21 protein-coding genes are annotated in these 22,826 nt (G+C 45.7%); 11 read left to right on the plus strand and 10 right to left on the minus strand.

What is annotated here, in order from left to right; genetic code table 11:
* The first annotated feature begins 126 nt into the window (after positions 1–126).
* The 4 genes from QT994_RS04365 (at position 127) to QT994_RS04380 (ending at position 2,812) form a co-directional block, all read left to right on the plus strand.
* Complete coding sequence (locus QT994_RS04365) at positions 127–330, plus strand: hypothetical protein (RefSeq protein ID WP_333044997.1); 204 nt, start codon at positions 127–129, stop codon at positions 328–330.
* Positions 331–334: 4 nt separating this feature from the next.
* Entirely contained in the window at positions 335–871 is a 537-nt protein-coding gene (locus QT994_RS04370) for a GNAT family N-acetyltransferase (protein ID WP_333172081.1), read from the plus strand.
* A gap of 242 nt (positions 872–1,113) precedes the next feature.
* The gene (locus QT994_RS04375) at positions 1,114–1,860 is read left to right on the plus strand and encodes a HEAT repeat domain-containing protein (protein WP_333044994.1); all 747 of its coding nucleotides are present in this window, start codon (positions 1,114–1,116) and stop codon (positions 1,858–1,860) included.
* 37 nt (positions 1,861–1,897) lie between these two features.
* Positions 1,898–2,812: an Rpn family recombination-promoting nuclease/putative transposase gene (locus QT994_RS04380; RefSeq protein WP_333172083.1), complete on the plus strand. Its 915-nt coding sequence runs from the start codon at positions 1,898–1,900 to the stop codon at positions 2,810–2,812.
* A gap of 111 nt (positions 2,813–2,923) precedes the next feature.
* Here the strand turns inward: QT994_RS04380 and QT994_RS04385 are convergent, their stop codons facing one another.
* From QT994_RS04385 to QT994_RS04410, 6 genes are all read right to left on the minus strand, one after another.
* Entirely contained in the window at positions 2,924–3,697 is a 774-nt protein-coding gene (locus QT994_RS04385; RefSeq protein ID WP_333172085.1) for a class II aldolase/adducin family protein, read from the minus strand.
* Between the two features lie 58 nt (positions 3,698–3,755).
* A complete protein-coding gene (locus QT994_RS04390; protein WP_333172087.1) occupies positions 3,756–4,427 on the minus strand; it encodes a hypothetical protein in 672 nt (223 codons plus the stop codon).
* Between the two features lie 125 nt (positions 4,428–4,552).
* The gene (locus QT994_RS04395; RefSeq protein WP_333172089.1) at positions 4,553–5,800 is read right to left on the minus strand and encodes an NAD(P)/FAD-dependent oxidoreductase; all 1,248 of its coding nucleotides are present in this window, start codon (positions 5,798–5,800) and stop codon (positions 4,553–4,555) included.
* A 24-nt stretch (positions 5,801–5,824) separates the two neighbouring features.
* Positions 5,825–5,983, minus strand: a complete 159-nt coding sequence (gene rd / locus QT994_RS04400) for a rubredoxin (RefSeq protein ID WP_333172091.1) — start codon at positions 5,981–5,983, stop codon at positions 5,825–5,827.
* A gap of 276 nt (positions 5,984–6,259) precedes the next feature.
* The gene (locus tag QT994_RS04405; protein WP_333172093.1) at positions 6,260–7,027 is read right to left on the minus strand and encodes a ChaB family protein; all 768 of its coding nucleotides are present in this window, start codon (positions 7,025–7,027) and stop codon (positions 6,260–6,262) included.
* A 366-nt stretch (positions 7,028–7,393) separates the two neighbouring features.
* Positions 7,394–7,543: a DUF433 domain-containing protein gene (locus tag QT994_RS04410; protein WP_333044985.1), complete on the minus strand. Its 150-nt coding sequence runs from the start codon at positions 7,541–7,543 to the stop codon at positions 7,394–7,396.
* A gap of 79 nt (positions 7,544–7,622) precedes the next feature.
* Between QT994_RS04410 and QT994_RS04415 the strand changes: the two genes are divergently transcribed.
* The 4 genes from QT994_RS04415 to QT994_RS04430 all read left to right on the plus strand — a co-directional run bounded on the left by QT994_RS04415 (position 7,623) and on the right by QT994_RS04430 (position 11,801).
* On the plus strand, positions 7,623–8,312 hold the full coding sequence (locus QT994_RS04415) for a polysaccharide deacetylase family protein (RefSeq protein WP_333172095.1): 690 nt from the start codon (positions 7,623–7,625) through the stop codon (positions 8,310–8,312).
* A 4-nt stretch (positions 8,313–8,316) separates the two neighbouring features.
* Entirely contained in the window at positions 8,317–9,303 is a 987-nt protein-coding gene (locus QT994_RS04420; RefSeq protein WP_333172097.1) for a hypothetical protein, read from the plus strand.
* A gap of 166 nt (positions 9,304–9,469) precedes the next feature.
* Positions 9,470–10,951 carry an S-layer homology domain-containing protein gene (locus tag QT994_RS04425; protein WP_333172099.1) on the plus strand — a complete coding sequence of 494 codons (1,482 nt, stop codon included), beginning with the start codon at positions 9,470–9,472 and terminating at the stop codon, positions 10,949–10,951.
* Between the two features lie 175 nt (positions 10,952–11,126).
* Positions 11,127–11,801 carry an acetoacetate decarboxylase family protein gene (locus tag QT994_RS04430; RefSeq protein WP_333172101.1) on the plus strand — a complete coding sequence of 225 codons (675 nt, stop codon included), beginning with the start codon at positions 11,127–11,129 and terminating at the stop codon, positions 11,799–11,801.
* A 224-nt stretch (positions 11,802–12,025) separates the two neighbouring features.
* Here QT994_RS04430 and QT994_RS04435 read toward each other — a convergent pair whose 3' ends face one another.
* Positions 12,026–12,505 carry an orange carotenoid protein N-terminal domain-containing protein gene (locus QT994_RS04435; RefSeq protein ID WP_333044976.1) on the minus strand — a complete coding sequence of 160 codons (480 nt, stop codon included), beginning with the start codon at positions 12,503–12,505 and terminating at the stop codon, positions 12,026–12,028.
* Between the two features lie 287 nt (positions 12,506–12,792).
* Between QT994_RS04435 and QT994_RS04440 the strand changes: the two genes are divergently transcribed.
* A complete protein-coding gene (locus QT994_RS04440; RefSeq protein WP_333130216.1) occupies positions 12,793–13,383 on the plus strand; it encodes a Uma2 family endonuclease in 591 nt (196 codons plus the stop codon).
* 149 nt (positions 13,384–13,532) lie between these two features.
* On the opposite strand, the gene QT994_RS04445 is transcribed toward QT994_RS04440, so the two are convergent.
* Both QT994_RS04445 and QT994_RS04450 read right to left on the minus strand, forming a co-directional pair.
* Positions 13,533–16,673 (minus strand): MFS transporter, encoded by a 3,141-nt coding sequence (locus QT994_RS04445; protein WP_333172103.1) that lies wholly within the window; start codon positions 16,671–16,673, stop codon positions 13,533–13,535.
* A gap of 513 nt (positions 16,674–17,186) precedes the next feature.
* Positions 17,187–17,492 carry a hypothetical protein gene (locus QT994_RS04450; RefSeq protein ID WP_333046774.1) on the minus strand — a complete coding sequence of 102 codons (306 nt, stop codon included), beginning with the start codon at positions 17,490–17,492 and terminating at the stop codon, positions 17,187–17,189.
* An 85-nt stretch (positions 17,493–17,577) separates the two neighbouring features.
* On the opposite strand from QT994_RS04450, the gene proS reads away from it, so the two are divergent.
* Positions 17,578–19,383 (plus strand): proline--tRNA ligase, encoded by a 1,806-nt coding sequence (gene proS, locus QT994_RS04455; protein WP_333172105.1) that lies wholly within the window; start codon positions 17,578–17,580, stop codon positions 19,381–19,383.
* 115 nt (positions 19,384–19,498) lie between these two features.
* Here the strand turns inward: proS and QT994_RS04460 are convergent, their stop codons facing one another.
* Positions 19,499–19,735, minus strand: a complete 237-nt coding sequence (locus tag QT994_RS04460) for a hypothetical protein (RefSeq protein WP_333172107.1) — start codon at positions 19,733–19,735, stop codon at positions 19,499–19,501.
* A gap of 5 nt (positions 19,736–19,740) precedes the next feature.
* Here QT994_RS04460 and QT994_RS04465 point away from each other — a divergent pair, with 5 nt between their 5' ends.
* On the plus strand, positions 19,741–22,713 hold the full coding sequence (locus tag QT994_RS04465; RefSeq protein ID WP_333172109.1) for an adenylate/guanylate cyclase domain-containing protein: 2,973 nt from the start codon (positions 19,741–19,743) through the stop codon (positions 22,711–22,713).
* Positions 22,714–22,826: the final 113 nt, after the last annotated feature.

Consider the following 22,826-nt stretch of genomic DNA (forward strand, 5'->3'; position numbering starts at 1 on the left):
ATATTTTGTGTTTGTTGGTATTTGCGATCGCTCAAGCTTGAGCTAAGTGTCCAATCAACCATTATAGCTGACAAGCTTTTATGGTACACTTGATAATATCAACTCAACAATCAAGTTTTTGCGGTTATGGCAATCATTCGTCAATACATTGCTCCATTAATAGCGATATTAGTATTTTTCCTGGCTCTGGTAGCAGTCAGCGCTCGCATCTTTTTGCCGGCTGACATGGCTGCCCCGGCACCGATTGAGGAAGCGATCCCCCAAAAGCAAGCGGCAGTAGTGAATCCAATTTTCTTGGGGCTAAATTATGCCGCTCTCCGTGTCCGCTGAGCTGATGTCTGCTCAACTAATACCGGGTTACTGGCTGCGCTCAGGATCGGGACTCGATCGAGCAAAACTGGTAAAGTTTATGCACCGGACATACCAAGAGCTTTACCCCGATCGGGAATTGGGACATTTGGCTCAAACGGTCGAGCAGTATTTTTCTAACCAGACGCCGGTTTGGTGGGTAGAGTGCCAGAAAAACAGCCAGGAAGAGGCAGAAATTTTGCCGGTGCTTCCCTCGCAGTATCTCAATCCCCAATCTCAAATCCAAAATCTGACATCGGTTGTGGGATGTTTATGGTTGGGAAATGCGATAGACCAAACCACCGGAGAACGGTATGCTCACATTTTTTTGCTGTACGTAGCACCGGAACATCGCCGTCTGGGGATGGGTGCAGCTTTAGTTATTCATGCTGAAAATTGGGCGCGCGAAAGGGGCGATCGGCAAATTGGTTTGCAAGTATTTCTGAGCAATCAGCCGGCGGTGAATCTCTATCAAAAATTAGGCTATCAAAGTCATTCCGTCTCGATGCTCAAGTCTCTTTAAAACATAAAAGGTAATGTTTGTAGTAAGGACGAAGAGTTTTGGTACAGAAAGAAGCTGAAAACTTCGTGACTTTATGGGGACTTAAGTCTTGACTACGAACTTTATGGAGGAGTGAAGTCCTCACTATGAACCACATGAGGAATTCACTCCTCGTTCGGAATACTTTTATTGGTATTATCCTAGTTGCTGTTGACCGTTGTCTGAGTTGCTCAGGAGCATCCTCAGTACGGTAAAGTTTTTTTATGAACAATAACGACTACTCCAACGCCCTTGATACTGACACGGAACTGGAAAGCCCTTTGGATCAATTTGACGAATCCCAACCCCCGCTGCCAGATCCCGAGGAAATGCTGCCTTTGCTGGAATCCCCGGAACCTCAGCACCGGATGATTGCGGCGCGGGCTTTTTGTGAACTGCAGGACGATCGAGCAATTTCGCATTTAATTAATTTGTTGAGAGACGGTTGCCCCTTGGTGCGGGTAAGCGCGGCTTATGCGTTGGGGCGAAATCCGAGTCCCGATGCTGTGGAACCGCTGATTCTTCAGCTTAACTCCGACTGGAACGGTTACGTTCGCAAAGGGGTAGTTTGGGCCCTGGGAAATTGCAGCGACCACCGCGCTTTGCCATCTTTAATTGATGCTCTGAAAACAGATATTTCGGCGGTGCGTTTGTGGGCAGCGAGTTCTCTGGGTCAAATGGCAAAAGTTGGTTACTATGTGGTGATTGCTGCGATTCCGCCGTTGATTCAAACGCTGCGGGGAGATTCTGTATCTGCTGTGCGGAGCAACTGCGCTTGGGCGATCGGGCAACTGGCCCGCGAATTGCCGAATAATATAGTCTACGGTGGGGCGATCGATGGTTTGATTGAAGCTTTAGAAGAAGATGAAGATATGGGCGTGCGGGAAGATGCTAAATCTTCGCTATTGCGAGTGGGCGACCCGCGCGGATTGCAGATAATTGAAGACTTAGAAATGGAAGGACTTTTGTGATTTAAACGCCCCCATTACTAATTACCCATTACTAATTATGCCTTTCATCAGTGCTAAAACAGATTTTGGTTTCAAAAAAATTTTTGGTTCGCCCCAGAGCAAAGACATTTTGATTAGCTTCCTCAATGCTATGCTCTATGACGCACAGCCAACCATTGAAGACTTAGAAATTATTGATCCTTACGCCGCGCCGAGCGTTACTGGATTAAAAGACACTTACCTGGATGTTAAAGCCAAAATTACAGGCAACAAAACTGTGATTATCGAAATGCAGGTAATAAATGTAGAAGCTTTTACTAAACGGGTAGTGTACAATGCCGCCAAAACCTACGCAACTCAACTCAGACCCAGGGAAGGATACTCTAAATTAAATCCTCTGATTGCTTTAACAATTACCGATTTTATTCTATTTGAAAATACCGAAAAGTGTCTCACCCATTTTGTCTTTAAAGAACTAGAAGAAAACTTCGAGTATTATAACAGAGAAATCGAATTAGTGTTTGTCGAACTTCCTAAGTTTAACAAAGAACTGGAACAAGTCGAAAACCTAATTCAAAGCTGGATTTATTTTATCAAAAATGCTCCCCTCTTCGAGGAAATTCCAGAAAAATTTGCATCAATGCCCGAAATTCAAACAGCTTTTTCCATTGCCAGCAGAACTAATTTAACCCTTAAGGAATTAGAGGAACTGGAAAAGCGGGAAATGTTTTTGGAAGACCAGCGCGGTGCTATTATTAAGGGGATGCAAGAAGGTCGCCAAGAAGGCCTTATTGAGGGGCAAACAGCATTAATCTTGCGTCAAGTCGCGCGGCGCACTGGCGAAATCTCACCAGAAACTAAAACTCGCATTCGGCAGTTATCTCTCGAACAATTAGAGGATTTAGGAGAGATTTTGTTAGATTTTACCAGTCAAGAGGATTTGATAGCTTGGCTGGAATCCGTGTCAGCATAAATTTATAAATTTTGCACTTCTGATACTAAATCCGGCTTTAATACCCCCTTCATTCTTGATTCGCCGCAGGCGGACTGTGTTTGTGTAGTAGCGGTTTCAACCGCCTAGTTCCTAATCTAATAAGTCAGGTTCTCGGCGCACAATCATGTCATAAAGCGGTTGAAAGCTAAACCATCCCATGCGGTGAGACCCTACTTGCTGCTGTGTTAAACGCGCACATTCTGGCTTGATGAGAATTGGTTTTCCCGCTGCTTCGGCCATTAACTGCGCTTGACAAGAACGTTCCATTGCAATAAACCACCAAGCTGCTTCATCTACTGTTTGACCTACTGTTAACAGTCCGTGATTTTGTAAGATAACGGCTTTTTTCTCACCTAAAGTTTTGGCGATGCGTTTAGCTTCTTCGATTTCCAAAACAACTCCGGTGTAATCGTCAAATAAAGCTTGGTCTTCATAAAAAGAACAAGCATCTTGCGTCAGCGGGTCAAGCAGGCGGCCCAAACTCGACCAACTTTTGCCGTAGGGAGAATGAGCGTGGGCTGCTGCAATTACGTCGGGGCGGGCGCTGTGCACTTGGGAATGAATGGCAAATGCTGCTTCGTTTACGGGTTTATTTCCTTCAACAACTTCGCCTTTGTGGTTGACTAAAATTAGGTCACTGACTCGAATTAAACCAAAGTGCATTCCAAAAGAATTGACCCAGAAATGGTCGAGGTGTTCGGGGTCGCGGACGGTGATATGTCCGGCCACTCCTTCGCTGAATCCGAAGCGGGCAAATAATCGGAATGCGGCGGCTAAACGTTGTTTGCGGTGACGGCGTTCTTCTTCAAGTGAGTTGAATGTGGGCGGTTGAAAAGTGACTTTGGGGATTTTTAATGCAACCATATATTTTATTTTGTAATAATGGGTAATTGCTAATTGTGGGGCAGGCATCTTGCCTGCCCTACTCAACTGCGATTTCACTAAGGCGCAAACCTGCGATATTTTGGCAGTCGAAAGTTGCGTTATTTCCGGGGTGGCGTTTGATTAATTCGATGATTTGTCCGGCGGGGTTTTGCAGAAACCACTGGGTTAATGAGCCGGAGTCTAGAGGAGGCTCTGATAGCGGTTTAAAGTTTTTATTTTGCCATATTTTAGCAGCATTCTGCAAGTTTTCAACTCGGATCGCGACGTGGTGAACTGCTGTTAATCCTCTTTCTTGCTGGAAGCGGTCTGCTTGGTCGCCGGCTGCGTGGGGCGCATCTAATACTACTAAGCCACCCGCTGGCATTAATAAGGTCATTAAATACAGCCACAAATCGGAGGGAATCTTGATATTTTGCGAACAAAAGTTAATTGGGAACAAGTCTGGGCCTTCGACAATTTTGGCACCGAAGGGGCGGAAAGATGCGGCGTAGTTTTCGAGTTCGGTTCGGCTGGGAAATGTGATGACAAAGTGGTCGATCGCAACTTGTTCGTCGTACAGGTGTGTTTCAAACGTCCAGGCTGTTAAAAATTCGGGAGTGATAAATTTGGGGTTGAGTTCCACCAAGCCATTTTTTTCGATGAAAGGTGAGTCAAGATGGCTGTCAAGGTTGCGATCGAACTTTAGGGTTTTTAGATTCAAGTTTTTCATGTATCTCACCCGATGTTAACTTCGCAAAACTGCAAATTTTGTCTGCAAGCCGAATTGGACGCACATTTGGTGCGCCTTAATTTAAAAATAACACAAAATTTAATACTGGCAAGTCTACATCGAGTTCAGTGGCCGATCGCGTTCCCGGCCAACCACGCCGTAGTCCAAGCACTTTGGAAGTTGAAACCGCCCGTCACGCCGTCGATATCTAAGATTTCGCCAGCAAAGAAAAGTCCGGGACAGTGGCGGCTCTCCATTGTCTTGAAATCGACTTCTTTGAGGTTGACACCCCCGCAGGTGACGAACTCTTCCTTAAATGCGCCTTTTCCGGCAATCTGATATTCGCCTTGAACGAGTTCTTGCAGGAGGCGATCGAGGGTTTTGTTAGATAAGTCGGCCCAGCGTTTTTGCTCATCAATGCCGATCGAACTTGTCAAACGTTCCCAGAGGCGGCGCGGCACCGGAAACGGACAGCTAGAGACAATCAATCGGTGCGACAACTGCGACTTAACCGCTAGCAGTTGCTGCCGCAAAACTTCCGCATTGTACTGGGGAAGCCAATTAACCAGCACAGATGTTTTATAATGGCGATCGTGCAAAAATCTCGCACCCCAAGCCGACAGTTTGAGTACAGCAGGCCCGCTTAAACCCCAGTGAGTAATTAGCAAAGGCCCGCTTTGTTCTAATTTAGCTCCCGGCAATTTCACCTTAGCATTAGGAACAGAAATTCCGGCTAAATCTTTAATTCGGCTGTCTGAAATATTAAAAGTAAATAGAGAAGGAACGGGCAGTTCTACAGTATTACCTAACTCTTTTGCCCACTTATAACCCGATGGATTGCTGCCTGTAGCGAGAAGAATGCGATCGCACTTCAATTTCTCCCCGGATTTCAACTCAATTTCAAAACTAGGGGCGGTGTCTCCGTGTTCGCCCTCTGCCGTATTTCCTGTTAATTTCTTTACAGAAACTACTGCATCGCCCGTGCGAATTTTTACGCCTGCATCCTCAGCAGCGCGGATCAAACAGTTAACAATAGTCCCCGAATCGTCTGTGGTCGGAAACATTCGCCCGTCTTCTTCTGTTTTCAACTTCACACCGTGACCTGCAAACCATTCTACAGTATCGCGCGGTTGAAATCGAGTAAAAGCACCGCGCAGAGCTTTTCCACCTCTGGGGTAATTCTGCACTAAAATACCGGGATCAAAACAAGCGTGAGTAACGTTGCAGCGCCCGCCGCCCGAGATGCGAACTTTGGCCAGGAGTTGCCGGCCAGCTTCTAGTAAAGTGACGCGGGCCTGGGGGTAGGTTTGGGCACAGGTAATTGCACTAAAAAAACCAGCAGCACCGCCACCTATGACTGTAATTTTGAGCATTCGATCGGACAAATTATTTCTCGCTTATTCTGGTTCAAAATCGGATTTTTTCGCCCCGCAAGTGGGACAAACCCAATTGTCGGGGATATCTTCAAAGGCAGTACCGGGATCTATGCCTCCGTCGGGGTCGCCTACTTCGGGATCGTAGACATAATTGCAAACTGTACAAACGTATTTTTGCATTTGCTTAACTCAATTTTATATTGTAAGCCTATAGATTGTACTTGACAACGCAACCTAATGCAATACCACTTTCAAAAAGTAAGGCGACTTTCGGCAATTCCCAAATTAATTATTAAAAATTAAGTGGTTGACAATCAATTAGAAAATCTAAAGTATATTTAATATAATTAAGTTTTGCACAATTAGAAAATCTAAAATCTAAAATCGTCAAAGCCTCCAGAACCACAGTTCTAGAGGCTTGATTGTATTTTTTATTAGTTTACTGCGATTGGAAGACTAGACTTTCGCTAAAGGCTTAGTCCAAACGCCGCTTTCATCTTCTTCGTACTGCTGATGAATGGCGGCCCAAGCAGTGTGTTCCGCTTGTATCGAGTCGTTGGTTTCGTCAAATGCGGCGTTGTAGGATTCCATAAAGGTTTTTTGAGCAGCTTCCGACAGGTGCGATCGCACTTCTGGAGATAAATCTGCCGGACTATTGCAGCGACCTTTGACGGCGCGCGGCAGCGTCATTTCGCTAACTGAAACTTCTTCGCCACCTGCACTTTCTAGCAAGAGTTGAAATTCGCCCGATTTATCTGCAGGAACTTCTGCCATCACGAGAAATTCGCCTGCTTCAACGCGGGTTTGATAGATAGTTGCTTTCTCTTCGGGCATTCCCAAAGCGACCAAAGCGGAAACTAGACCCGCACCGGCCGAACCTGCGATCGCGCCGCTAGCTGCACCCAACAGTACCGCACCCAGCGGGCCCGCCGATACTACTGCACCGACAAAGGGAATAAACAGCACGCCGACGCCAGTTAGCAAACCCAAAAAAGAACCGAATAAGGAACCAAAAATCGCCCCGCTTCGGAGACCGCCTAATATCACATCTTTTTTAGTAATAAAGCCGGCAATTTTAGTTTTAGATTGAAAGTTTTTTCCCATTACTGAGATGTGGTCGCGGGAAACTCCGCGATCGAGCAACCGCCGAATTACGCCGTCTAATTGTTCTTCTTCCTTAAATACGGCTGAAACTGTGCGTTCGGCTAAATATTCCTCGGTCATTGTTCCTCCTTGATCGTTTTTCGATTAGTTATGCTGGTTTTTAGTATAGGAAGACAGTGTAGGGCAATCGCATCGACCGTGAGATAGAGGTCGATGCGATCGGATATAGTTTGAAGCTCTATCAAAAGACTTAAGGCAGTTTTTAATGGCGATGGCTCATCTATTATAGACAGCTATTTAGATACAATTTAACCTTTTAAATTTGGCTATTTTATTCTATATTAACGGCTTAAATTTATGGTATTTTTCGATTTAAAGCGCTTTCGATCAGTGTTTTTTTGCTGCTATATCTGCGTCTATTTTGTCTGGGTTCGCCTAATAGCAGGCTAGTACATCATAAATTTGCGATCGAGTCAAATGCGGTTTTTAATCAATGATTTTTTCTGGAGGCAGCCCAGCATTAAAATCAATAGCAATATTTTCTACGGTAATTCGGGTTTTGGCGATGCGGGGGCGGCCGTCTGCAGTTCCTGGCGTGCTGACAATTAGCGTTACAATATCAACGGCAGTTGTCATATTTACCTCGATTGGGTTAACTTTATTCTATTGTAACGCAGCTTCATTTCTACCCGATCGCATTTATCAAGGTTAATCAATGCCATTAGCACCCCTGTTTCCTGTCGTTCATCCCATTCTCAAATCTGCTTTTCCCAGATGTCTGTGGACTGGAGATATCAACAGCCGAGAAATTGCCCTCACATTTGACGACGGGCCCCACCGTCAGCACACACCTCAACTGTTAAAAATTTTAGATAAATACGACATCAAAGCTAGTTTTTTCTGGCTAGGTTTTTGCGTTGACAGGCATCCAGAAACGGCTAAAGAAGTGTACGATCGTGGACACTGGATCGGCCTCCACGGCTATCAGCATATATCGTTTCCAAAACTCAAAACCCACGAACTCAAACAAAGTTTAGAAGATACCCAAAAAGCAATTGCCAAAGCTTGCGATTTAGACCCAAAATTAATCCGGGACGTGCGCCCGCCCAACGGCATTTTTACGCCACGAACATTAGAGTTATTGCAACAGTGGGAATATCGCCCCGTAATGTGGAGCGTCGTCCCCGAAGATTGGGTGCGACCGGGGGTTATGAAAGTTATTGGTCGAATCGTGCAGCAAACTGAAAACGGATCTATTATTGTACTGCACGACGGCTATTGCGGCGGCGAAGATGTTGCAGCTTCGGCGGACAAAATAATTCCCTTGCTTTTGTATAAAGGTTACAAATTCGTGACAGTCGATCGCCTGTGGGAACAGACCAACATTCAAATAACAGGAAATTAAGTTAATGAAAAAAAGACAGTTTATTGCATCTCTTTGTTTGGTAAGTGCCGGATGGGCGATCGAGCTTTCTCCTGCTTCCCTCAGTGCGGAAACTCCACTTGTCGTGCAGCAGCCAGCCCCTGGCGTATCCGCGCTTGTCCGCAACTCCAAAACCCCGCAAGTGGAACTGCTAAATCCGGGAGTGGAACCCCGACAGCAACTGCGTTTGAAACCAGCTATTAATGTCAAAGAAACCACTGTGATGACCGTAAAAATGGATATGGACATATCCGCATCTGGTCGGTCTTCGGCTGCGGCTAAAATTCCAGTATCGGTGATGACTTTCGAGACCAAAGTCACTAAAATCCATCCCAACGGCGATATTTACTACGAGTTTGCTTACACTAATGCAGATATCGTCGGTGATACTGGAAATGCCCAGCCCGCGGCGCTAAATGCCATGCGTTCTGAACTCAAAAACATGGTGGGAGTGAAAGGCTCTTTCATCATGGACAATCGCGGTTTTCATAAAGGAGGTGACATTATTTTGCCCGAAGGAGCTGACAACAACGTCAAACAAATGGTTCGACAAATGTCTAAATCTCTAGAGCAACTTGCCTCGCCTCTGCCTGCCGAAGCCGTCGGAAAAGGAGCCAAATGGCGCGTTTCTTCTTTCTCTAATTTCAGTGGCATTAATGTGAATGACATTGCTACGTATGAATTGGCTAGCTGGCAAAATGGAGTTGCGTCTCTGAATGTAAGTATAGAGCAGCAAGCAAACCCCCAAAATATTACCTCTCCCCAACTGCCTCCGGGAGCTACCTTAACCCTAAAATCTTTTGCTTCTCAGGGTCGGGGAGCAGCCACAATGCGCTTGGATAGATTAATTCCTTTTCGCTCTACTGTGTCTATTAGTTCAAATAGCGAAATGAGTGCTAAAAATGCTGGCAGTTCTCAAGAATCAACAATCAAAACAAAAATGGCCATGGAGATGACTTTAGAGTCGAAGTAAGCTTTATTATAGGAACTCTAAAAATTAGGGACACGGCACTGCCGTGTCCTTGGTCGTCGATAAATTTTTAATAAATGGTATTAAATCTGGTTAATGTAGCTGATATTATATAAACCAAGTTTCCGAAAGTTTCGATCGCCAATTTGCAAGTAGAGGAGTCTGTTCTATGGTTCGATCGCACAAAAGTCAAGCTGTAATTGCTTTCGTTGTAGCTTTGGGCATAATCATCGGGAATTTAGTGTTTCCGGGCCTGAATGTAGCGCCGGCATTTGCGGAAGCAAAATTTAAGGATGTTAACGACCATTGGGCGCAAGCTTGCATTGAGGAGTTAGCAGAAAAAAAAATCATCAGTGGCTACTACGAAGACGGCACTTTTCGCCCGAATCGCCCCGTCAGCCGCGCTGAGTTTGCGGCGATGGTTCGCATGGCTTTTCCCGATGCCAAAACCGTCCGCGCTCCGATGGATTTTGCAGATATTCCTACAAATTACTGGGGTTTTAAAGCAATTCGAGAAGCTTATCAGACGGGTTTTATGTCTGGATACAGTGGCAGTATCTTTAACCCCACTTTGAATATTACCCGCTGGCAGGCTTTGGTAGCTTTAAGCAGCGGCTTGAAATATACACCTACGGGGCCGGCGGCTGAGATTTTGGATGCGACTTTTGAGGATGCGCCGCAAATTCCCGAACTGGCAAGAAATGCGATCGCAGCCGCCACAGAAAAACGACTCGTGGTCAATTATCCGGCTGTTAAACAGCTAGAACCTACTCGGAATGCTACTCGCGCTGAAGTAGCGACTTTTTTCTGTCAGGCGATCGCCAAACCCGGCCAAACTGCCTTAGTTCCTGCGGAATATATCGCCCAAGTTCCGCCGAATATCGGCCCGCCGAGAACAACAGAAATCTCGGAAGCGGGGAAAGTTCGGGCGGAAGTTTCTTTTGTAAAAGAAGCAGAAAATGCTAAAAATCTCCGCATCAGAATTATCCGCGACGGTAAAACTTTATTAGAAGAACCAGTGCTGATTCCGACTCGTTCTCTAGTAGATAATCCCGACACAAGAGCCAGCGAAGAAATATCAGAAGGACGTTTTTTATCGCTGCGAATCCGTGATTTGGACGGGGACAAGGAACCGGAAGTGCTGGCAGATTTAGTGTCAATCAAAAGCGGCGTCCGCTGCTGCAATTATTCGTTTATTTACCGCTACGAATCGGGGACAAACAAATACAGTCACATCAAGCATTTTTGGGGCAATGTGAGTTACGAAATAGTGGATTTTGGCAAAAATGATATCCCCGAGTTTAAGAGCCAGGACGGCAGATTTTCCGAGGCTTTTACAAATTACGCTGATTCTCGCTTTCCGCTGCAAATTTGGCAGTACCGCCAAGGTCAAATGCAAGATGTTAGCAAACAGTATCCGGTGGAAGTATACACGAATTCTGCTGAGCTTTGGCTGGAATCTAACAAGCGTTTGAGTGAAAATGGGGAGGTGAAAGGGGTTTTAGCGGCCTTCCTGGCGAACAAGTATGTCATGGGCCAAGAGGCGGAAGGTTGGCAGTTGTTGGAGAGAGTTTATCAAGGGCGCGATCGCACTCAATTCTTTGGGAAGTTGCGCGAGTTTTTGGTAAGTACGGGTTATGCGAGTAAGTAGATTTGGAGGTTTTTAACCGCAGATGAACGCGGATTAACGCGGATAGTGTCTGTAGGGCGGGTTTTACGAAAATATCTAATTCCCACTCACAATATTACTAAACCCGCCCCCAAACAACTTTTTTAGGCTTTAAGCTAAAATTAAGTATAAAAGCTCAAGCTTAAAATCACTTAAAATGGTATATCCACCTGCACCTTGGAATCTGCAAGGTTATGCTGTTCAGACTTTACAATTGGTAGATGTGGCACGAGTGCGCCCCTTGGTTCCCTCTGAGTTAGAAATTGTCTCTTTATTGCCCGGAAAAACCCTAGGTGGCATTTATATATCGTCCTACGGGTTGGGTTCGGTGATGCAATACAATGAGTTAATTGTAGTTAGCGCGATCGCCAATTATGCAGGAAAATGGGGCGCTTGGATTTCCCATATTTACGTAGACAACCCTAACTCGGTAGCCGGCGGGCGCGAAATTTGGGGACTTCCTAAAGAATTAGCTACATTTAGTTGGGAAGGCAGCGATTCGGTAAAGGCAGCACCGCTAGGCTACCGCGTCACAGTTAGCCAAGGAAACCGTCCACTGTGCAGTCTCAATTACAGCAAGCAAACTTTAGCCTTACCGCTGCCTTTTAGCGGAAATGTTTTCAGCGCTGACCGCAGCAATTTGCTGTTGTTTAAAGGAGGATTACTGTCTCGCATCGGTTTGATTAAAGGCGAAGTAGAAGTGGCCGAAGAAAGTCCTTTTGCCAGTTTAAAATTTGGCCACCCCTTGCTAACTTTTGGCTGCGAAGATATGCGTTTAACAGTCGGTGCGCCGGAAGTTGTGGCCAACAAATCCCTTGAATTCAGTTATTAGCTGTAAAGTGCGGGTATTCGCCGTAAACCTAAAAAAACAGAACAGCCAGAAACCCGGTTTCTTGAATAAGCCGGGTTTCTGGCACGGCGTATTAGTTTGAGTTGCTTACTAATCTTTTTGAGGACTTACGCATCAAACGGCTAAAAACCCGTTTTCTTCTTAGATGCCTCGTTGCTGCACCCAATATTCTCCTAGAAACCGGGTTTTTTTTCGTAAGTCCTATTTTAAATGCCAGCCCCCGGAGCGGCTTCAGCACCCATTTCTAAAACTGTACCGCGAAGGAAATCAATTTGTTGCTGAAAGTCCATCGCCTGAACCTTTCCTAATAAAGCTTTTCCTGCTTCGGGAAGTTGATAGTCGGGAGGCACAGGAATAATAGTTCCTTCGTCCATTCCTACTGCTAGAAAATACCAAAAAGCCAGCTTGGTTTCAGGACTCATCGAGCCGTACATCCGGCTGAGTTCTGTATTGGCTTTTGAGGCAATGTCGCGCATTACTTGCAGTTGTGCTTCGTGGGGCAGCGGTTTGACTTGCTCGAACAAACCCTGAGCGATTTCCGAACCCGAAGCACCGGGAGCCGCTGGCGTTATTGACTTGCCGATTTCGGTGTAAATAAACCACAGCACACCTAATTGGTCGTCTACACTCAAGCTCTGGATATCTGCTTTTCCTTGGTCGTAAGCACCGGCAGTAGTAAATGTCATTCAAGCCTCCAAAATAATATGTATTGCTCAGTTTTCTTATTGTTTAGAAAACTTTTGTTTGCTACTTAAGTTAAAGTACCTAATAAAGAGTGAGGCTAGAATCTTGCTTAAGACAGAGATGATCCCGCACATAAGTTCGGGGAGTAAATTCACCAAAATTGGGAAAATTTGCAACCAAAGGATGAGGAAATTTTGACAAGATTGTTGTTACCCGTGCTCATGATTAGCATTGTTTAGCCGATCGACGATCGCCTATAATCGCACCAGACCTGTATTGAGGTGCTGTTATGTCGATCGCAACTGCAAAACGCTTCACCATAGCGGAATATCACCGCCTGACAGAACTGGGGTTCTTTAGTGAGGACGATCGAGTTGAGTTAATCAAGGGAGAACTTGTCAACATGGCTGCTAAAGGTACGGCTCACTCTGTTTGCGAGACACGCTTGGAACGCGAGTTATTTAAGCTGCTGGGAGAAAGGGCGACCCTGCGGGGGCAACAACCGATTATTCTGCCTAATGACAGCGAACCAGAACCCGATCGCGCGATCGTGCAAAATCGCCCTGATGACTATTTATCCTGTCACCCCACTGCTGCGGATATATTGTTACTGATTGAGATTGCGGATTCTTCTTTGAATTACGACAAACAAGTCAAGTTGCCCCTTTATGCTGAAGCGGGTATCTCTGATTATTGGATATTTAATTTATTAGAAATTTGTTTGGAATGTTACAGCGAACCTTATCAGAATTCCCAAGGCCAATTTGGTTATCGCGTCAAGAGAATTTTTCTGCCTAACGAGACAGTTGCCCTGCCTAATTTTGGGGATTTCTCCCTCGATTTATCTAAAGTATTTCCTCCTAGTTTTCTCGGCGAATAGAATTCACTATAGAAAAAAAGTCCGCCGCAGTTGACGTGGCAGGATGTAGGGTCGGGTGGACTAAAAAAGCCGGGTGTCACTCAAAGAAAATAGGCTGGCAAATAGCCAGCCTAGAATCAGGAGAACTTTATTTCCAATTCGTGGAAAGTCTAGCTAAACAAACCCGAAATACCACCGACCGCTATTGCTCCAGCCAAAGCCGAAACAACCACAGAAGTCAGAGCCGTACCGAACAGCCACCAAGCAGCAGTTGCGGCGGCTTCGCGCGCATCTTCTGCTTGCTGCTTTGCCTTGTTTTTGAGCTGTTTCAGGCGTTTTTTAGCTTCAGTTTGCAGGCGTTCCGATCGCAATAAAACGCTGTCCCGGGCTCCTTCCATTTGGTCAACAATTCGGTGCGCGTCTGTCTCGGAAATATCGGAACGAGAACTCAGTAGGGCAACTAAAGTACCACGATCGAACTCACCTAAACGCTCCTTAATCGCGTCAAATCCGGCCTGCGGGTCGTCAAACACTTTGCGGAAATCCCGCTTGATGCCTTCGTAGTTGAGCTCTGGTCGATCAAGCGAATTGAGGTAATCGCGAATTTTCGTGAAAATACCATCAATTGCTGACTGAAACTTGTCCTGAACCATTTGAACTTGTTCGACAATTTGGTTGCGGACAGATTCAATTTGGTCGGCAATTCTGTTAGCTTCCTCTTGCGAGATGTCTTCCCGCTGCGACAACAGTGCTACCAGAGTATCGCGGTCAAAATGCTTCAGGCGATCGCCCAAACTTTGCATCCCCGCTCCCGGCTCACTAAACAGCAATTGTAAATCGCGTTTGATGCTTTCAGGATTTAGTTCTTCCTTGTCCGTATTCCGCAAGTAATTTTCCAAACTTCCTTGGAAATCCCGGACTGTTTTTTGAGCGCGAGATGCCAAGCGGCGGGGCGATTTCACAATGCTGCGAATCGAATCTTGCACGCGATCGATCGTCCGATTGATCTGTTCTTCGCTCAAATCTTCCCGCTGCGACAGCAACTGAACTAAAGTTTCGCGATCGACCTGAGAAAGTCTATCCCGAAGTGCCAATGCACCCTCTTTCGGACTTTCAAACAATTTGGTCAAATCCCGATTGATGCCTTCAGGATCGAGTTCTTCCAGGTTAGTATTCCGCAGGTACTCGCCAATTTTTGCAGTAACTTCCTCGTACTGCTCCTTAGCTTTATCTGCAACTATTTGCGGGGCGTGGATAATATTGTCGCGCACAGATTCGATGCGGTCGATCGCCTGATTTATCTGTTCTTCGCTGAGGTCTTGCCGCTGTGACAGCAACTGCACCAGCGTATCGCGGTCGAATTGGGATAAGCGTTCTCTCAGCGATTTAAATCCGGCTTCCGGGTCGCTTAAAAGCGTTTGAAACTCGCGCTCGATCGCTTCAGGATTGAGTTCTTCCTTATTAGTATTGCGGAGATAGTCTTCTACCTTTTGCCGCAATTCTTGCGCTTTCGATTGCGCTTGCTCTTGCAATTCTTGAGCTTTAGAAATCACGCGATCGCGCGAACTCTCCAGTCTGCCGATTAACTGATCGGCTTCCTCTGGACTGAAATCCTCCCGCTGACCGAGCAACTGCACCAAGGTATCGCGGTTAAACTGAGACAGGCGATCGCGCAAAGCCTCGAAACCAGCATCCCGATCTTCCAAAAGCGCTTGGAAATCCCGCTCAATACCTTCAGGATTCAATTCTTCCTTGCCAGTCGATCGCAAATAATTCTCAATCCGGCTCCGCAAATCTTGAGACTGTTCTTCACCAGCAGCAGCTTGCACAATTTCCAACACTTCTTGTCGGACACCTTCAAGCTGTTCGGCAATTTCCGTCACCTGTTCAGGAGCAAACCCCTCGCGGCGGCGCAGAATCCCTACAAAATAATCGGGATTAAACTGCTCTAACTGGCGCAAAACAGCTCCCGGAGAAGCTTCCGGGTCGTAAATCACATCCCTAAATTCCTGCTTGATTGTCTCCCGGTTGAGATGCCAAGGTTGGGTATTCAGCAAGTAGTTTTCCACATCAGCCTTACCTGTATTGAAAGGCAGCGCAGGCACTTTGTCACCCACCTTAGAAGCCAAAGATTTAGCTTGTTCCGTCCCTTTGGCTGTCAGTTGCTGCAACTGACCAGAGATTTTTTCAACATCCAAATCAGACAAATCCGTCCGCGACAAAACAGTGCCCACAAGAGCTTCCACACCCAACTGCATCGCTCGCTTCATGCCGCTGCTGGATTCCGATTTGTTTTCCCTACTTTCCAGAATTTGAGACAGCTTGGCGTTGAGTTCGTCCGACTTCAGCAAATCTGGAGCCGCAAACTTGAGAAAATCCACCAACTCCAAATTCGGGTCTTTTTGCTCTTGCTGCTTGCCGAATGTTTGCTTCCAAACGCCTTCGAGTTGGTCGGCAACTTGAGTTATTTCCTCTTGAGAAAAGTCTGTGCGACTCTTAATTAAATCCACAAAAGTCTGGCGGTTAACATTCTTCAGAACGTCGCTTCCCGCAAGAGATTTGATATCTGCATCGCCCAGCAACTTTTCAAATTGACCGCGAATTTCTTTAACATCTAGTTTCGGTAACTGCAAAGCACCCACATAATCTTGCAGTGTTTCGCGAATGCTATCGGGGTCTACCGCGGAACTCAATTCGCGGCGGACAGCGGCAACAGATGCCTCTACAGTATTCACCATTTGGTCGCTAGCCATCTTCCCGCCGATCGCTGCACCAGCAGTACCCATGACGCCTTGAACGCCTGAAAAAGCAGTTTTTATCAAGGAACCGATCATAGAACCGACGGCGCTAGAACCGAGCCATACAAGGGTTAAAAAGTACGCTGCCCAGATGACCACACCAATAATTGCCGCTCCATCTACGCTGGCAATTGAAGTTAGTTTTACCGCCAGAAAACAAGCCAAAAATAAAGCTAGGTTAACTGTGACTAAAATCCAACCTCCGACTAAACCTTCGATTTTCCGAACTTTAGTGCCTAAACTTTCGGACTCATCATCGTCATCGTCGGCTAAAGCCTCGTCCCAATTTGAGATTTTGGCGGCGATCGAGAAATTTGTTAACAGGAATTGGAAGCCGAAAGCCATGATGACTCCGGCGATTAATGCCACGAAAAACTGAGGGCTTAAAAACATCAGACCTCCGATATCGGGGTGATTAAATGGCACATCTATTTCTACTGGCATTTCTACTGGCATTTGACCCCTATTGAGTTGGGGAGTGTACAGCGACATTAATAACTCGCTTTGAAACATAATTTACCTCCTTAATTTTTATGCCTAACTCGGCATAGCGAAAATTGCCCCCAACTTTTTTCTAGGGGTGTTTGTAATCTTTAGATGAGGTTTTGTTTTGGTTCGGCTTTATCTTACGGAAGCCTTATTAGTGACATTGGGATGAGTGGTAACTCAGTTCTATAGTGATCTCATCCTTACTGCTTATTATGGCTCTGGAAGCTAAAAAATAAATCCGTCTAAAGTCAGAAATTACTTTTTAAGGGATTGGTAGCAGCAGAGTTCGCATAAAACGGGCAAGTTTGAGGCGGGGGCAATCCCCACCAATTATCAATAGTAGTAAAGTGCGATGTGATGCACTCTACATATCGTAGAGTGCGCTACCGAGTTAGGATTCCGTCGGATTTTCAGGCTCAAAACGAGCGAGTAATTGCGATCGATTGAGCTGCATAATCAGTCGTTGGCGAGGGAGGGTTTCTAAATCTAATTACAGGCAATTCAACAAACATGATATCGGGTGCGCTGCAGCCTAGGCTACGAATTTTTGCCGCAGCATTTTCCCTCACAGTTGCGAATGCTGCGAATACAGCCGTACTGCTCGAAACGTTGACTGTGTTTGCGAACAGTAGGATAGGCCAGTAAATATAAGGGAATTCCGATTATTTTGTAAAGCAATCGACCAGCAGCATGAACAATATCCCAAATTTCACTTAAATTAGGTTCTCGAACAAATTCTCCTATTTCATCTTTTAAGGCAAGCCACTGAGATTGCACAGTAAAAGAGTGACAATCATCAAAGACTGCCATACCTTTTTCGTAGTTTTGCCAAATTTTATTCATATATTTAATCAAATCGGGCTTAGTTCTGATAATATCAGAAGTTGATCTAAAATTACAATCATCCGGTATTTTAAGGAAATTAGCTATGCGACTCTCTCAAATGCTTTTTGTCACCCTGCGGGAAGACCCAGCAGAAGCAGAAATTCCCAGCCACAAACTATTACTGCGTGCGGGATATATCCGGCGCATCGGCAGCGGAATTTACGCTTATCTGCCCTTAATGTGGCGTGTACTCAAAAAAGTCTCCCAAATTGTGCGCGAAGAAATGGACGCTACCGGCGCTCAAGAATGTCTCCTCCCGCAATTGCAACCGGCCGATTTGTGGCGGGAATCCGGTCGCTGGGACACCTACACTCAAGCTGAAGGTATTATGTTTGCCATGACAGACAGGCAGCAGCGAGAATTGGGACTGGGGCCAACGCACGAAGAAGTAATTACTACAATTGCTAAAGATATGATTCGTTCCTATCGGCAATTGCCTTTACATCTTTATCAAATCCAAACTAAGTTTCGCGATGAAATCCGCCCGCGTTTTGGGTTGATGCGCGGTCGCGAATTTATTATGAAAGATGGCTATTCTTTCCATACAAACGAAGAAAGTCTGAAAAAAACTTATCAGGATATGGCTCAAGCTTACAGCAATATGCTGCGCCGATCTGGCTTGCAATTCCGAGCAGTAGATGCTGATTCGGGAGCAATTGGCGGTTCGGGTTCTCAAGAGTTTATGGTGCTGGCTGAAGCGGGAGAAGATGAAGTTCTTTATACTGAAGATGGTCAGTATGCAGCTAATGTGGAAAAGGCTGTATCGATGCCGGCTGATGTAGAACCGTCGCCCTTTGCAAGTTTTGAAAAGCGGGAAACGCCGGGAACTGAAACAATTGATAAACTTTGCAAATTTTTGAAATGTTCTCCGACGCAAGTTGTCAAAAATGTGCTTTACCAAGCTGTTTACGACAATGGCATCACAGTCTTGGTATTGGTAAGCATTCGCGGCGACCAAGATGTGAATCAGGTAAAGTTGCTGAATGAATTGACGAAGTTAGCGGGCAATTATCAAGCTAAAACTGTTTTATTTTTGACTGTTCCAGATGCGGAAGCTCAGCGGAAATGGGCTGCTAAATCTTTACCTCTCGGTTATATGGCTCCCGATGTTGCTGATGATTATATCGCTGGGAGCAAGGAGGTAAACTCTAAGTTTTTGCGTTTAGTCGATCGCACTGCTGTTGACCTGACAAACTTTGTCACCGGTTCAAACGAATCAGGATACCACGTTGTCGGGGCCAATTGGAACAAAGAATTTCCTCTACCAGCAACGGTTGTAGGTGTCAGAACAGCCAAAAAAGGCGATAGGGCCGTGCACAACCCCGAACAAACCTTGCAAAGCGCCAGAGGCATCGAAGTCGGCCACATCTTCCAATTAGGAACCAAATACTCCCAAGCAATGGGCGCCACCTACACCAGCGAACAAGGCGAAGAAATGCCCTTTGTTATGGGCTGCTACGGCGTCGGCGTGTCGCGGCTAGCTCAATCTGCCGTAGAACAATCCTACGACAAAGACGGGATAATTTGGCCAGTGGCGATCGCCCCGTATCACGCCATCATTAGCATCCCCAATATTTCCGACCCCCAACAAGTAGAAGTCGCCGAAAAACTCTATGCAGAGCTTAACCAATCTGGCATTGAAACCTTACTCGATGACCGTGACGAACGAGCAGGAGTTAAATTCAAAGATGCTGATTTAATCGGCATTCCCTATCGCATTGTTCCGGGTCGTTCGCTGAAAACAGGCAAAGTTGAAGTGGTGGAAAGAGCAACTCACAAATCCCATGAAATTCTTGTTGATGAAGTAAATTCTACTTTAAAACAGTGGATTGAAGCCGCCATCAACTAAGCCTTTTTCACCAGTAAGGTGCGCGCACCGCGCACCTACATTTAGGCTCGCAAGGTGCGCGGTGTACACCCTACATTAGCTCCCCTCTTGGGAGCATCTCAATGAAAGCACCCAGCTAGAAATTGGAGACAGGGGGCAGGATGCAGGAGGAAAGTGGAAGAAAGAAGGAGCCAGAAGAAGTGTTTTTACAAATATGAGATGCTCCCCCCCTCTTCCTTCTTCCCTCTTCCTTCTTCCCTCTTCCCTCTTCCTTCTTCCTTCTTCCCTCTTCCCTCTTCCTTCTTCCCTCTTCCTTCTTCCTTCTTCCTTCTTCCTTCTTCCTTCTGATGTGAAATTCCCTAAAACTTAACACTCGATATGAATCTGAATTTAAATCAGTTTCTTCGATTCCCTCAATCCCGAATTGGGCGGTACTTAGCCCAAGTAACTGTCGTTGCGGTCGCTTACGCCGTGGGGGCGAGGCTAGCAATTTCAATTCAAGGTGTTAGTCCCTTCGCTTCCTCGGTGTGGCCACCCGCAGGAATTGCACAAGCCGGACTTTTATTGTTTGGGAGTAAAGTCTGGCCTGCCATTGTTTTGGGTACATTTTTGCTCAATTTGGTTAACCCAAGTGAACAGATATTTGCACTTTGGCTGGGAGGAAACGCCGGGGCAATTCTGCAAGCGGTTTTTGCAGTAACTGCCCTGAGCTGGTTCCGATTTCGTCCCTCTCTCGAACGTTTGAAAGATGTAATTAATTTAATCTTGTTTGGCGGTCTAATTGCTACTCAAATCAGTTGCACTATTGGCGCATTTTCTCTGTATTTAGCGGGCAAAATAGAGTGGAGCGAGTATTGGTCTGCTCGATGGAATTGGTGGTTAGGAGATACCATGGGAGTTTTAATTATAACTCCCTTAATTTTAATATTTATTCGTCCTCAAGTAACCGCAAATCGTTTAAAAATACAAACAGAAACCAAGAAAGCTTATTTAATTGAGAGAGGAGTATGGTTAATATTATTGATCGGGGTGAGCTGGCTGGTATTTGAGTCGAAACATGAAGCTTCGATTTCTCGTTATCCCCTGGAATATTTACCGTTTCCTTTGATCATGTGGGCTGCGCTTCAATTCGGTCAGCGAGCCGCTGTCCTAGCATCGTTTATTGTCTCAATCATCGCAATTTTTGGCAGTTCTCATGGAGGGGGCCCCTTCACAGCCAAAGCCGAAAATATCAATCAGGCTATCTTATTTTTGCAAGCTTTTATGGGTGTAATTACGATTACCTCGCTGTTATTGGCAGCAACAGTTGCTGAACGTACATCAGCGGAGTATTCTTTACGAAAGAGCGAAATTAAATATCGAGAATTGGTGGAAAATGCTAACAGCATTATTCTGAAACTGGATGCTGAGGGCCATATTACTTTTTTTAACGAATTCGCCGAAAATTTCTTTGGTTACAAGGAGGAAGAAATTCTGGGAAAAAATGCCTTGGGAACCATTATTCCACAGACGGACATCGCAGGGAATAACTTAGAGTTGGTTTATGGTCAAATTTTACAAAATCCCGATCGCTTTACCAGCTATGAAAATGAAAATATCCGGCGCAGTGGCGATCGGGTTTGGGTATCTTGGGCAAATAAACCGCTGGTTGATTCAGCGGGCAAACTTTTGGGCATCCTCTGCATCGGGACAGATATCACCGATCGCCGAAAAGCTGAAATAGCGTTGCAAAAGCTCAATGAAAAGCTAGAAATCCGAGTAGAAGAGCGGACAAATGCCCTGAAACAAAGCGAACTTCAGCTACAGAAACAGAAAGCGGCATTAATTGATTTAGCCAAAAATAAAGCGCTGAATCAAGGCGACTTAACAAAAGCGCTTCAAGAAATAACTGAAACTGCTAGCCGTACTCTGGAAGTTGCCCGATCGAGCGTCTGGCTGTACGATCGTACTAAATCCAAGATGGAGTGCCTGGATTTGTTCGATCGCACTCTCAACCAGCACTCACACGGCTTGGAATTAGCAGCAGCAGACTATCCTGCCTATTTTCAAGCACTGGGAGAAGAACGCGCAATTGCTGCCTTTGACGCACAACAAGATTTTAGAACTAGAGAATTTGCGGAATCTTACCTAGTTCCCTTCGGCATCACTTCCATGCTAGATACGCCGATTCAAATAGGCGGTGAAACAGCAGGAGTTATTTGTTTGGAACACGTAGAAACTCCCCGTTATTGGACTATTGAAGAACAAAGTTTTGCTGTTTCTCTAGGAGACTCTGTAACTTTCGCCGTAGAAGCGCGACAACGCCAGCGGGCTGAAGAAGCGCTGCGGCAAGCTGAAGAAAAATACCGCAGCATCTTTGAAAATGCGATAGTCGGCATTTTTCAAACTACCCCAGATGGGGAATATCTCAGCGCCAATCCTGCTTTGCTTCGCATTTACGGTTACAGTTCGGGCGAGGAATTGGTCGGCACATTAACTGATATTAGCCAACAACTTTATGTTGACCCCGATCGCCGCGCCGAAGTTGTCCGCTTAATAGAAGAACAAGGCAAAGTATCGGATTTTGAATCTCAAATTTACCGCCGAGATGGCAGCGTAATTTGGATTTCCGAAAATACTTATACCGTGCGCGATTCCTACGGAAATTTGCTTTATTACGAAGGTACTGTTCAAGATATCACAACTCGTAAACAAGCTGAGGCAGCTTTGCGCTTAGAACAAGAAAAATCTGACCGTCTCCTGTTAAACGTTTTACCACAACCCATTGCCGACCGATTAAAACAAGACCAAAGCATCATCGCCGATACTTTTGCCGAAGTCACAGTATTGTTTGCAGATATAGTCGGTTTTACCCAAATTAGTTCCCAGATTTCTCCGCCCCAATTAGTTTCCTTGCTTAACGACATTTTTTCCACATTCGATCGCCTAGCAGAAAAGCACGGATTGGAAAAAATTAAGACGATTGGCGACGCTTACATGGTAGTTGGAGGGCTGCCGATGCCCCGCAGCGATCATGCAGAGGCGATCGCACAAATGGCCCTCGATATGCAGCACGCAATTACTGACTTCAGCGATACCCACAAGCAAGATTTTAGCATCAGAATTGGCATTAACACCGGCCCGGTTGTCGCCGGAGTAATCGGTATTAAAAAATTTATTTACGATTTATGGGGAGACACCGTTAACACCGCTTCCCGCATGGAATCCCACGGCTTGCCGGGGTGCATTCAAGTCACGTCTGCAATTTATGATATATTGCAGGACAAGTATGTATTTGAAAGTCGCGGCGCGATCGAAGTTAAAGGCAAAGGCCAGATGAACACTTATTTTCTAACAGGCATCAAGTTATAGCAGTAAGGAAAAAAGCCCTTCGGCTTCGCTCAGGATAAAAAGAAGGAAGAAGGAAGTAGCAATATAAGAACTCATCTTTCAGCAATTAAGAACCTCCTAATGGGACTTAGGCA

Source organism: Microcoleus sp. S13_B4 (genome assembly GCF_036700885.1).
Taxonomy (GTDB): Bacteria; Cyanobacteriota; Cyanobacteriia; order Cyanobacteriales; family Microcoleaceae; genus Microcoleus.